Origin of the sequence: Ruegeria sp. SCP10 (assembly GCF_040329495.1) — a bacterium.
Taxonomy (GTDB): domain Bacteria; phylum Pseudomonadota; class Alphaproteobacteria; order Rhodobacterales; family Rhodobacteraceae; genus Ruegeria.
In genome coordinates, this window is sequence record NZ_JBDZYF010000006.1 from 45,863 (window position 1) to 58,157 (window position 12,295).

The following is a 12,295-nucleotide window of genomic DNA, read 5'->3' on the forward strand; positions in this document are numbered from 1 at the left end:
CGTCTTATTTGACGTCAAAGCCGCTCTATTAAGGTTCCGATATGAACTGGATCACAAACTACGTCCGCCCCCGGATCAACTCGATCTTCTCGCGTCGCGAGGTGCCCGAAAACCTGTGGCACAAGTGTTCGGAATGCGGAACCATGCTGTTTCACCGTGAGCTGGCAGAAAACCAGAATGTCTGTACTCAGTGCGGCCATCACATGGCGATCACCCCGCGCGACCGGTTTAAGCATCTGTTTGATGGTGGCATTTTCACCGAAGTCGACGTGCCCGCGCCCAAGGACGATCCGCTGCATTTCCGGGATCAGAAAAGATATCCTGATCGCATGAAAGCGGCGCAGAAAAAGACCGGCGAGAAAGAGGCGATGTTGGTCGCTGCTGGTGAGATTGGGCGAACTCCGATCGTGGCGGCTGCGCAGGATTTCTCGTTCATGGGCGGGTCGATGGGCATGTATGTCGGCAACGCCATCATTTCTGCGGCGCAAGAAGCAGTGAAACTCAAGCGCCCGCTGATCCTGTTCTCAGCCGCAGGTGGCGCGCGGATGCAAGAGGGTATCCTGAGCCTGATGCAGATGCCCCGAACCACAGTTGCTGTTGAAATGCTGAAAGAGGCGAACCTACCCTATATCGTTGTGCTGACACACCCGACTACGGGCGGCGTAACCGCGTCTTACGCGATGCTGGGTGATGTGCATATCTCGGAACCGAACGCGCTGATCTGTTTCGCCGGGCCGCGCGTGATCGAACAAACGATCCGCGAAAAACTGCCCGAAGGGTTCCAGCGCGCCGAATATCTGCTGGATCATGGCATGCTGGACCGCGTCACTAAACGGACCGAAATGCGCGATGAGCTGATCACCATCACCAGGATGCTGATGAACCAACCCCCGGCGATACGGGGCGATCTGCCCGCGCCGGAGCCGGAGGTGGCCAAGGCAGACGCCCCAGCTGACGATACGGATCAGAAATGACCCCCCAAACATCTGACGCCATCCTCGACCGGATGATGGCGCTGCACCCCAAGATCATCGACCTGACCTTGGATCGTGTCTGGCGTTTGTTGGGTGCGCTGGACAATCCGCAGACCAGATTGCCGCCGGTGATCCATATTGCGGGCACCAATGGCAAGGGCTCGACCCAAGCCATGATCCGCGCAGGGCTCGAAGGGGTCGGGCTTCTGGTTCATGCCTATACCTCGCCGCATCTTGCGCGGTTTCACGAACGAATCCGTTTGGCGGGAGAGCTTATCTCGGAACCCAATCTGACGGCCGTGCTGGATGAATGCTACGCCGCCAATGGCGGTGAGAATATCACCTATTTCGAAATCACCACCTGCGCGGCCCTTTTGGCTTTTGCACGTTCGCGGGCGGACTACACACTGCTCGAGGTCGGACTGGGCGGACGCCTGGATGCCACTAATGTGATCGATACTCCGGCGATGACGGTGATCACGCCAGTCTCGATCGATCACGAACAATTCCTGGGCAACACACTGTCCAAGATCGCGGCCGAAAAGGCCGGGATCATCAAACGCGGTGTGCCTTGTGTCGTTGGTCCGCAACCGGACGAAGCGATGGAGGTTATCGAACAGACCGCCGCCCGTCTCGGCGCGCCGCTGATCGCCTATGGCCAACACTGGCACGTGGCCGAAGAAAACGGACGCCTGATCTATCAGGACGAAACCGGCCTGCGTGACCTGCCGCTGCCCAACCTCCTGGGCGCGCATCAAATCCAGAATGCAGGCGCGGCGCTCGCCGTTCTGCGGCACCTCGACTTTGGCGATGCGGCTTATGAGGCAGCGGTCAGCCGTGCCGAATGGCCTGCGCGCATGCAGCGGCTGAAAACCGGCCCACTGGTCCAGGCCGCCCCGCAGGCAGAGCTGTGGCTGGACGGCGGTCACAACACCGCCGCCGGTATCGCGCTGGCCGATGTGCTGTCGAACCTGCCAAAGCGGCCAACCCATATGATCTGCGGCATGCTGAACACCAAGGATGTCACCGGCTACCTCGCACCGCTGGCCGCGCAAGCCGAGAGCCTGATCGCAGTGTCGATCCCCGGTGAAACGGCAACGCTTAGCGCCGAAGACACCGCCGCCGCCGCCGCGAAAGTCAATCTGCACGCCACAACCGCCGCCAGTGTTGGTGATGCGCTCCGCTCAATCGTTACCCGGGATCCACAGGCCCGCGTGCTGATCTGTGGGTCGCTCTACCTTGCAGGCCATATCCTGCGCGAAAACGGCTAAGGGCATCCCCCGCAGGGCTTCATCTGGCCAAAAAATATCCCGGGGGAACCGCCAAAGGCGGTGTGGGCAGAGCCCCCTAAGCTCCCCAATCTTCCGCCTGCATCTCCCGCAGGCGCGAGGCGGTGCGCTCGAATTCAAACGTGCCTTCCCCCTCGACATACAGCATCTCCGGCTCTGCTGCGGCAGAACAGATCAACCGCACCCGCGCCTCGTAGAGTGCATCGATCAGAGTAACAAAACGCTTGGCTTCGTTGAAATTGTTCCGCGACAGACGCGGGATGTCTTCCAGCACCAAAACCTTCACCGTTTCGGCAATCGCCAGATAATCCGCAGGTCCCAGCATCCGGCCGCACAGATCATAAAACGTTGCACGTGCGATCCCGTTGCGGAACTGAGGCAGTTCGACCGCACGCCCATTGACCTGCAACACCAAAGGATCAGCCGGACCACCGGCCAGATCGTTCCAGACCGCGCGAATACTCTGGCGGGCTTCGGGGCCAATCGGAGTGAAATAGACCGGAGCGCCCTCCAACCGGTTCTGGCGATAGTCGGTGGGTGAGATCAACTCCCACACCTGCAGCTGTTCTTTGATATGCGCGATAAACGGCAGGAACAGCTGCCGGTTCAGCCCGTCCTTGTACAAATCATCCGGATGCCGGTTCGATGTCGTTACGACCACCACACCGCCTGCGTGCAACATGTCGAACAAACGCCCAACGATCATCGCATCGGTGATGTCGGTGATCTGCATCTCATCAAAGGCCAGCAAACGGACGGATTTGATCACATCTTGCGCCACTGGTGCCAGCGCATCCTCAACACCGTCCTTGCGCGCTTTGTGCATTCCTGCGTGGATTTCTTGCATGAAGGCATGAAAGTGAACGCGGCGCGCGGGAATGTCCTGCAAACTGTCGACGAACATATCCATCAACATGGATTTTCCACGCCCAACACCGCCCCACAGGTACAACCCTTTAGGCGCGGGCGGTGCTTTGCGAAACAAACCACGCTTTACAGGGGCTGCCAGCGCTGCACGAATCCGTTCGAAATGCGGCAGCACGGCCTCTTGCGCATCGTCGCGGGTCAGCTCTCCGGCGTCGATGCGGGTGTCATAAAGCGAGATCAAATCCGTCATAAGTCAGAGCCTTACCGATGAGACGGCGACTTGAAAAGCAAGCAGTTCTGCCGATATATCAAAATTCCTTATCCTCGACCGCAAATCTGTTGAATTGACGGCCAGAGTGAATCCTGTACCGTCGGCAAACGCTTTATGGACCGGGGCCTCCTAATGCCGCATTCTGCCCGCCTAATAAACCCAATCCTGATCGTCGGATGTATCATCATCACGGTCAGTTTCGCCGTGCGTGCCTCGTTCGGGGTGTTCCAGATCCCGATCGCGGATGAGTTCGGCTGGCTGCGCACGGATTTCTCACTTGCGATTGCGATTCAAAATCTGGCCTGGGGCATCGGGCAACCCATCTTCGCCGCGATTGCCGAAAAGATTGGGGATCGTAAGGCAATCATTCTTGGGGCGCTGACCTATGCGGCCGGTATGGTTCTGTCGGCCTGGTCGATCACCCCGTTTGGGCATCAGATGTATGCTTGGCTGGTGGGGTTTGGCATCGCGGGAACCGGGTTCGGCGTGGTCCTTGCGGTGGTTGGTCGGGCCTCATCAGACAAGAACCGGTCCATGTCTTTGGCGATTGTAACTGCGGCTGGCAGCTTCGGCCAAGTGATCGGCGCGCCAACCGCCGAATGGCTTCTCACCTTCCTGCCCTGGCAACAGGTCTTCATTGTTTTCGCCATCGCGATCCTTGCCCTTGTGCTGACACTGCCCTTCATGCGAGCCCCTCAGCCGGTCAGCAAAGCCGAGTTGGAAGAAAGCATGAGCCAGATTCTTGGCAAAGCGTTCCGAGATCCGTCCTATGCGCTGATCTTTCTGGGCTTTTTTAGCTGCGGTTATCAACTGGCCTTCATCACCGCCCATTTCCCTGCCTTCGTGACCGAGATGTGCGGCCCGATCCAACCCGGAGGTGTGCTGCATTCGCTGGGTATCACCACCACATCGGCCTTGGGTGCGGTGGCGATTTCACTGGTCGGCCTTGCCAATATCGGCGGCACGCTGCTGGCCGGTTGGGCGGGCAACCATTTCCCCAAGAAATACCTGCTGGCGGCGATCTACACAGCCAGAACCGTCGCGGCTGCGGCGTTCATTCTCATGCCGATCACGCCGACTTCGGTGATCATCTTCTCAATCGTCATGGGGTCGCTATGGCTCGCCACGGTGCCTCTAACCTCGGGCCTTGTCGCACACCTCTACGGCTTGCGCTACATGGGCACGCTTTACGGTTTCATCTTCCTTAGCCACCAGATCGGAGGGTTCCTCGGCGTCTGGTTGGGCGGACGGATGTACGATGTCTATGGTGACTACACAATGGTCTGGTGGATCGGCGTCGCGGTCGGAGCCTTCAGCGCCATCGTCCACCTGCCGATCCGCGAGAACCGTAACGCAACACCCGCACCGGCCTAGCGTGCTTCGTCAGGGGTCAACAACCCCTCGGCCACCAGTCGATCTGCCCAGCCGTCCGGGCCTTTGAAGTAATGCGTCTGCCATCCACGCCCGCGTGCCGTTTCGATATTGTCGATCCGATCATCTGCAAACAAAAGTGACGCGGGCGGCAGGCCACAATCCGCTTCGACCTGCTCATAGATCGGAACATGAGGCTTCACCATCTTCATCCGGCCCGAGACATATTGCCGGTCAAACTCGTTCAGAAACGGGTAGACGGTGGTGGCATAGTCGAAATTTTGCACCCCGAAATTCGTCAATGCAAACACCGGCACGCCTTTGGCACGCAACGCCCGCTGCAACCGGACCGAATGCGGGATTTCAGGTGCAGCAAGCTCGATCCATTTGTCGTGCCACATACGGATCTCATCGCGCCATTCCGGGTACTTCTCGGCCCAGTCGTAGATCGTATCGGTGAAATGATAGCCCTGATCCACCAGATCGTTCATGCCATGCAAATCAACCTCTTCGAACATGGCCCGACGGCGATCTTCGCCTATCATGCGGTCATAATAGCGCTCGGGCTGCCATTCGATTAGGACATTGCCGATATCAAAGATGACCGCTTGGATGGACATGTCGTGATCCTGTGCTGAGTTCCTGCTGCGCCGACTGAACCAAGCTAAGTGCTCAAGTTCAAGCACCAACCGCAGCGCGCAGCGCTGCCTGGCCCAACCGGAGAAGATGCATCTGTGATGCGTCGCCGCTGGGCGGGAGCCTTATGCCCGTTTTGCAGCCCTGAGTTCCCGTTCCAACGTATCCAGAAATCGGGACCGGTCGGCTTTGCCAAAGGGTTTGCCGCCGCCACCTGCACCCAAAGGGTTGGCCGCGCGCAGATCGGCCATCAGGTCGCGCATGGCCAATTGCTGGCCGATATTGGCGGCTGTGAAGGCCTCACCATTGGGGCGCAGCACGCGGGCCCCGGCGTCAACACATTTCGCGGCCAGCGGGATGTCGGAGGTCACCACCACATCGCCCGGCCCGCAACGCTCGGCAATCCATTTGTCGGCTTCATCGGCCCCTTCTGAGACGATGACCACCTGCACCAACGGGTTTGCCGAAGGTCGCAGCCCACCATTCGAGACCAGCGCTATCGGCACTTTGTGACGGGTCGCGACCCGCTCGGCCTCGGCCTTCACAGGGCAGGCGTCGCCATCGATATAGAGCGTGGTCACGCTTTCTTGGCCTCTTTGGCTGTTGGCTTTTTCTTTACCTTGAATTCTTCCGGGATCGGCATCCGGTTGAACGCGTCCAGACCGGCGATTTTGTAGGCTTCGGCCAGCGTTGGGTAGTTGAAGGTGTTCTGGACAAAGTAGTCAACTGTGCCTTTCAGGTTCAGCACAGCCTGAGCGATATGAATCAACTCGGTCGCCCCTTCACCCACAATCTGCACACCCAGAACCCGGCGGGTTTTCAGCGAGAACAGCATTTTCAACATACCATGCTCCAACCCCATGATATGCCCACGCGAGGTTTCGCGGAATCGCGCCACGCCAACCTCGTACGGGATGCCTCGTTCCTGTAATTCCTCTTCGGACATGCCGCAGGTCGAAATCTCGGGCACCGAGTAGATGCCATAAGGGTACCAGGGGCTTTCTGGCAGGGTCGGCGTTTCCAGTGCGTGGCAAGCGGCGACGCGGCCCTGCTGCAGCGAGGTTGAGGCCAGTGACGGATGCCCGATCACATCGCCTGTGGCATAGATGTGCGGCACGTCGGTCTGATAGGTTTTGCGATCCACGTTGATCCGGTTGCGATGATCGGTCTCCAGCCCGACGGCACCCAGGTTCAGGGCCGAGGTCGCGCCCATGCGACCGGCGGCAAACAACAGCATCTCGGCCCGGACATGGCGACCGTTGTCCAAAGTAACCTCGACATGCTCACCCGCATCTTCGATTTTCTCAACAGCAGAACCGAGGCGTAGATCGACACCGTTTTCGCGTATCTGATGGGTGAATTCATGGATCAGGCGGCTGTCAATGAAATCCAGAAAGCTCTCGCGGGGTTCAATCAGCGTGACCCGTACATCCAGGGCCGAGAACATGGTCGCGTATTCCACACCGATCACCCCAGCACCGATCACGATCAGTGAGCGTGGAATCTCTGCCATTTCCAGAAAATCATCGCCATCCACAACGGTCTTGCCGTTGAACGGTACATAGTCGGGGCGATAGGTCTTGGTTCCGGTGGCGATCAAGAATTTGGCTGCAGTCAGGCGGGTCTTTTCGCCTGCATCCGTTGCGACCTCGATCTCGTGCGGGCCAGTGAATGTTGCCAGCCCATTAAGGGTTTCCACATGGTTGCGGTTGAATTGATGTTCCAACACGTCAACTTCATGATCCAGTGTCATGTGCAGACGCGCCTTGAGGTCTTCTGCGCGGATCTGGTCTTTGACCCGGTAGGAACGACCGTAGAAACTGCGTTCACGCCAGCCAGAGAGGTTCAGCACCGTTTCGCGCAGGGTCTTGGATGGGATCGTGCCCGTGTGAACCGAAACACCACCAAGCCGGTCCTTGCGGTCGATCACCAGCACACGGCGTTTCAGCTTGCCCGCCTGGATTGCCGCAGACCGCCCCGAAGGGCCCGACCCGATGATGATCAGGTCATAGTCATATTTGCTCATGCGTTACTCTCCGTACAGTGCTTCGGCGTGGAAGGTGATGTGGTCTTCCATGAAGGTAGAGACAAAGAAATAGGAGTGATCGTAGCCCGGTTGCAGGCGATAGGTGGCCTGCTGGCGGCGTTCAGCAATCGCAGTGGCCAGAGCTTCGGGGCGCAGCAAATCAATGAACTGGTCATTTGCGCCCGTGTCGATCAGGACCGGACCTTCAAAGCCCACCTCTTTCATCATCAGGGATGTATCGTGCTTTTTCCAAAGCCCCTCATCCTCACCCAGATAAGCAGCCAGTTGTTTGCGACCCCAATCCGCACCGGTCGGGTTCGAGATCGGCGCAAAGGCTGAAACCGAGCGGAACCGACCCGGAAGGTTCATCGCCAGCGTCAGGGCGCCATGGCCCCCCATGGAATGGCCCGTGATGGCCTGACGATCCATGTCGATGGCGAAGTTCTCGGCCAGAAGGGCGGGCAGTTCCTCGGCTACGTAGTCCCACATGTTGAAATGCGGGGCCCATGGGGATTGCGTTGCATTCACATAGAACCCGGCGCCCTGACCTAGATCGTAGTCTTCGTGATCGGCCACGCCCTCGCCACGGGGCGAGGTGTCAGGAAAGACCACGGCAATCCCTTGTTCAGCCGCCCAGGCCTGTGCCCCGGCTTTGGTCATCGCGTTTTCATGGGTGCAGGTCAGGCCGGATAGGTACCACAGGATCGGAACCGGGCCGTCTTTTGCTTCGGCCGGAAGGAACAGGCCAAAGGTCATATCACATTGGCAAGCTGTTGAAGCATGGCGATAGACGCCTTGCACGCCACCGAAACAGGCGTTCTCCGAAACGGTTTCCATCTGGTCTTATCCTCGCATTAGGGTCGGCTAAGGGCTAACGATCCAAGGGCTTCACGTAAAGCCCGGGTGCGTTTGGCGCACGTATTTTTTAACGGATGAAAATCAGAGTGCGGTGACCCAAGCAATCACAAGCGGCACGGTCAGGATGCTGGCGACGGTCGACAACAGGATCGCTGCCGAGGCGCGATGGGGTGCGACGCCATAATGGGCGGCCAGCATGTAGACATTGCCCGCGACTGGCAGGGCGGCGGCGGCAATTGCTACGGCAGCCGGGAACGTGTCGATGGGCACCAGCCACAACACCGCAATCGCGACGCAGGCCGGATGGATGACAAGTTTGCAAAAGCTCAACCAGGCAGCAACTTGAATGCGCTCAGCAGATTTACCGGCCAGAGACGCCCCGATTGCAAACAGCGCGCCCGGCGTAGCCGCGCCACCCAGAATGGTCAGAAAATCGTTCAGCGGACCGGGGACTGGTAGCTGAAGGGCGGACCAGATCAGCCCGGCGGAAATCGATACGATCATGGGATTCTTGAGCAGCCCCACCCCAATCAGGCGCAGAGTGGCTGGGGTCAGCTTACCATCTCGCCCGCCATTGATCAGGATCACGATGAGCGAAGAAAACACCACCAAATCAACGGCCAGAACCAACATCACCGGCCCGATCGCAGCCTCGGTCAGCAGCAGCGCCAGCATCGGCAGGCCCAGAAACCCAACATTGCCGATAGCAGCGCATTGTGCCTCGATCGCCGCGGTGGGGATGTCCAGCCCTCGGAACCAGGCGATCATAGTTGCAATCAGGTAAACGGCAAGTGTTCCGATCAGATAGCCAATGATCAGACGGCCATTGAAAATCTCGGCAAATGGCAGAGTCGCGGCAAAGCGGAACAGCATCGCCGAGAGGGCAAAGAAGAACACAAATTTGGTCAGATAGGCCGTGGCTTCGGCGCTGAAAAATCGGCTGCGCCCAGCCCAGTAGCCCAGGCCGATGATCGCAAAGAAGGGCAGGGTGCGCAAAAAGATCTCGACCATGGCCTGTCCTAACATGGTTTTGGCCCGTCGCAAGTACGGACATTTGGTTTACAACCCTTAGTGAAGCGGGTCACGCAAAGTGGTGAATCAACAGAATTGTGAGGTCAATTCACTTGAGCATACCGAGAATCCTTGTATCTAAACCGAACGGTTTATAAACTCGGAGCACCTCAGACTAGGAGACGACATGACCCAGACCGCTACGATCCTGCGCACAGGCCGAAAATTTGAACAGGTTCTGAGCGGGGCCCGAGAGGTTTTTATGGCGGATGGGTTTGAAGGGGCCAGTGTGGACGATATCGCCCGGGCGGCGGGCGTATCAAAGGCAACGCTGTACAGCTATTTCCCCGACAAGCGCCTGTTGTTTGTCGAGGTGGCGCAGACCGAATGCAGCCGGATGGCAGAGCGCGTTATCGCCATGGTCGATGAGACCAAACCCGTACGTGAGGTTCTGACGATTGCGGCAACTCAGTTGGTCAGCTTTTTTGTTTCCGATTTTAACCAACAGGTCTTCCGGGTTTGCGTTGCTGAACGTGATCGCTTCCCTGAATTGGGCCGGGCTTTTTATGAAGCCGGGCCGCAAAACGGGCAACGCAGGATGGCCGAGTATCTGGACAAGGCCGTGGCCAAGGGCGAGTTGGCGATCGAGGATATTCAGATTGCCGCAGAACAGTTTGCTGAACTATGTAAGGTACGCTTGTGGCTGCGTGCCGCTTTCGGGATCCAGAAAGAGTTCAGTCAAGACGAGATTGATGAGGTTGCCTTGCACGCAGTAGATATGTTCCTTGCGCGCTATGGAGCCTGAAAGCTACACCGGCGTCAATATTTTGTCCGCATCTGATAGCCCTGATGAAATGTCATCCTGACAAAGGTCACGGGTTTGTTCTGAAACCAAGTGATGCGTTCCAACTGAAACAGTGGCGTTCCGGGAGGCACTGACAGAAACTCCTGTAGCTGGCCCGTGGCTGGTACCGCAGAGAATGCGATTTCTGCGTCCGAGAACGGAATTTCGGATAAAAGCCATTCGTTCGGGCCGATAGTCAGAAAATCCTGATCGACCACATGGGGCACCGTATCCGTGTTGATCCAGCGTTCTTCGAACTGAAAAGGGCGGTTGTCCGCGTGATGCATGCAGTTCAGATGCAACACCTGTGCCCCCTCTTGCAGCCCCAGCTTGGCCTGCAGCCAGGGTGGGCAGCTTATCATATTGCGGCTGACCAGAGCATAACGGTATTCCGCATTCATATCCTCGATGGTCTGGCGTACCACGGTGATCGGCAGTTTTGCCTGTTTGACTGGGGTGGTCACAACACGGGTACCACCTTTGCGCCGACGCGTGATGATCCCCTCATCGGCCAGTTCGCGCAGGGCACGGTTGACGGTGGCGCGGGCACAGCCAAACTCAGCCGCGAGTTCCAGTTCGGTTGGTAACAGACTGCCCTGTGGCCAGATGCGTGTTTGAATGCGGTTCAGCACCTCATCCCGAATATCCTGAAATCCCATGTTCTTTTGTGCGCTCACAGCTTGCTTGGTCCTTAGTAATATTCATAAGTAGTTTATGTCTGTGTATTTGCATAGGCAGAGAATTTGGCCGTCAATTGCCTAAAGCGCAGCCAAAAGGGTACGCATCGCGTTGCGGTAGCTCGCGATGATCCTGTCACGTTGAACATGCCGCCCGCTTTGAACCTGATGTCGACCTGCGGACCACAGGTCAGTGACAACATGATCTTTGGCGGCAAATACCAGACCATCCAACAGTTGATCAGGCCGCAGCGTGCAAAGCGACGGATGCTGGCTGTCAATGGCGACCAGATCAGCCAGATTACCCGGTGTGATCTGCCCTGCATCACGGGCAAGCGCTTGCGCCCCGCCTAAAGCGGCTTTGGAATACAGCGACTGCCCGACTGATCCTTCGCCCGCCACCAGCACATTGCGTGACAGATCGCGCAGGCGTTGCGAGTACTCCAGCGTCCTTAATTCCTCGGTCAATGAGATTAGCACATTCGAATCCGATCCAACGCCAAATGCACCGTCAGCCGCCAGATAGGCTGGGCCGTTGAACGGCCCGTCGCCCAGATTGGCCTCCGTCACCGGGCACAGCCCGGCCACAGCGCCGGACCGGGCCATGGCCTGTGTTTCGGCACCAGTCATGTGGGTGGCATGGATCAGGCACCAGTTGGCATCAACCGGAGCATTGGCCAGCAACCATTCGACAGGGCGGGCGCCTAGCCCGGCCTGTACTTCGGCCACTTCTTTGGGCTGTTCTGCTATATGAATATGGATCGGGCCCTGGCCCTGCGCCTGCAAGACCTCTGCCAGATCGCGCGGGCTGGTGGCGCGCAAAGAGTGTGGCGCGATGCCAACCCGGCAATCACCGGGCAGGTTCGTGGCCGCCGCGCGCGCCTGATCGACCAGTGCGCAGAACCGATCAACATCATTGCCAAACCGTTTCTGACCTTGCTCCAAAGGGTGCTCTCCGACGCCTGCATAGGAATAGAGCACGGGGAGGTGAGTCAGGCCGATCCCTGTTTCTACGGCAGCGGCCATGATGCGGTCGCTTAGCTCAGCCAGGTGGTCATAGGGTTGGCCATCCGGCTGATGGTGCAAGTAGTGGAATTCGCCGACTGCCGCATATCCGGCCTCTTGCATCTCGAGATAGACAAGTGCCGCGATGGCCTGAACCTGATCCGGGTTCAAATGTGCAATAAAGCGATACATCAGATCGCGCCACGTCCAGAAGCTGTCGCGCCCTGCTAGCCGGTATTCAGTCATCCCGGCCATGGCGCGCTGAAACGCATGGCTGTGCAGGTTGGACAGAGCGGGCAGCAGAGTGTCGACACACGAGTCGCCAGCTTGCGGCGTGGTGTCCTGCGTTAGCGTGCTGATCCGTCCATCCTTGATCTGCATCCGCAGATTTCGGGCCCAGCCCGTATCCAGCAAGGCGTTCTGTGCGAAAACGGCAGTCATGAGACTCTCCTAAATATGGATAGAC

General features: G+C 58.2%; 12 protein-coding genes. 4 read left to right on the top strand and 8 right to left on the bottom strand.

The genetic code is table 11. The features are described 5' to 3' along the window. The first annotated feature begins 41 nt into the window (after positions 1 to 41). Together accD and ABLN87_RS13965 are read left to right on the top strand one after the other, a co-directional pair. Positions 42 to 974, top strand: coding sequence for an acetyl-CoA carboxylase, carboxyltransferase subunit beta (accD, locus tag ABLN87_RS13960; RefSeq protein WP_353011150.1), 933 nt, complete (start codon positions 42 to 44; stop codon positions 972 to 974). Then, complete coding sequence (locus ABLN87_RS13965; RefSeq protein ID WP_353011151.1) at positions 971 to 2,245, top strand: bifunctional folylpolyglutamate synthase/dihydrofolate synthase; 1,275 nt, start codon at positions 971 to 973, stop codon at positions 2,243 to 2,245. The genes accD and ABLN87_RS13965 overlap by 4 nt, the downstream gene beginning before the upstream one ends. A gap of 76 nt (positions 2,246 to 2,321) precedes the next feature. Here the strand turns inward: ABLN87_RS13965 and zapE are convergent, their stop codons facing one another. Further along, positions 2,322 to 3,380, bottom strand: coding sequence for a cell division protein ZapE (gene zapE / locus ABLN87_RS13970; RefSeq protein WP_353011153.1), 1,059 nt, complete (start codon positions 3,378 to 3,380; stop codon positions 2,322 to 2,324). Positions 3,381 to 3,533: 153 nt separating this feature from the next. Here zapE and ABLN87_RS13975 point away from each other — a divergent pair, with 153 nt between their 5' ends. Then, positions 3,534 to 4,775: an MFS transporter gene (locus ABLN87_RS13975; RefSeq protein WP_353011155.1), complete on the top strand. Its 1,242-nt coding sequence runs from the start codon at positions 3,534 to 3,536 to the stop codon at positions 4,773 to 4,775. Here ABLN87_RS13975 and ABLN87_RS13980 read toward each other — a convergent pair. From ABLN87_RS13980 to ABLN87_RS14000, 5 genes are all read right to left on the bottom strand, one after another. Beyond that, a complete protein-coding gene (locus tag ABLN87_RS13980; RefSeq protein WP_353011156.1) occupies positions 4,772 to 5,392 on the bottom strand; it encodes an HAD family hydrolase in 621 nt (206 codons plus the stop codon). The genes ABLN87_RS13975 and ABLN87_RS13980 overlap by 4 nt on opposite strands. A gap of 141 nt (positions 5,393 to 5,533) precedes the next feature. Beyond that, positions 5,534 to 5,989, bottom strand: coding sequence for a YaiI/YqxD family protein (locus ABLN87_RS13985; RefSeq protein ID WP_353011158.1), 456 nt, complete (start codon positions 5,987 to 5,989; stop codon positions 5,534 to 5,536). Then, positions 5,986 to 7,434: a Si-specific NAD(P)(+) transhydrogenase gene (gene sthA, locus ABLN87_RS13990; protein ID WP_353011160.1), complete on the bottom strand. Its 1,449-nt coding sequence runs from the start codon at positions 7,432 to 7,434 to the stop codon at positions 5,986 to 5,988. Before sthA ends, ABLN87_RS13985 begins: the two co-directional genes overlap by 4 nt. Positions 7,435 to 7,437: 3 nt before the next feature. Next, positions 7,438 to 8,271: an S-formylglutathione hydrolase gene (fghA, locus tag ABLN87_RS13995; protein WP_353011162.1), complete on the bottom strand. Its 834-nt coding sequence runs from the start codon at positions 8,269 to 8,271 to the stop codon at positions 7,438 to 7,440. 102 nt (positions 8,272 to 8,373) lie between these two features. Then, complete coding sequence (locus ABLN87_RS14000; RefSeq protein ID WP_353011164.1) at positions 8,374 to 9,303, bottom strand: AEC family transporter; 930 nt, start codon at positions 9,301 to 9,303, stop codon at positions 8,374 to 8,376. A 187-nt stretch (positions 9,304 to 9,490) separates the two neighbouring features. Here ABLN87_RS14000 and ABLN87_RS14005 point away from each other — a divergent pair, with 187 nt between their 5' ends. Next, positions 9,491 to 10,108, top strand: coding sequence for a TetR/AcrR family transcriptional regulator (locus ABLN87_RS14005; protein ID WP_170534794.1), 618 nt, complete (start codon positions 9,491 to 9,493; stop codon positions 10,106 to 10,108). Positions 10,109 to 10,122: 14 nt separating this feature from the next. Here ABLN87_RS14005 and ABLN87_RS14010 read toward each other — a convergent pair whose 3' ends face one another. Together ABLN87_RS14010 and ABLN87_RS14015 are read right to left on the bottom strand one after the other, a co-directional pair. Beyond that, positions 10,123 to 10,824, bottom strand: a complete 702-nt coding sequence (locus ABLN87_RS14010; protein WP_353011166.1) for a UTRA domain-containing protein — start codon at positions 10,822 to 10,824, stop codon at positions 10,123 to 10,125. Positions 10,825 to 10,905: 81 nt separating this feature from the next. Next, on the bottom strand, positions 10,906 to 12,270 hold the full coding sequence (locus ABLN87_RS14015) for a formimidoylglutamate deiminase (protein WP_353011168.1): 1,365 nt from the start codon (positions 12,268 to 12,270) through the stop codon (positions 10,906 to 10,908). Positions 12,271 to 12,295 lie beyond the last annotated feature (25 nt).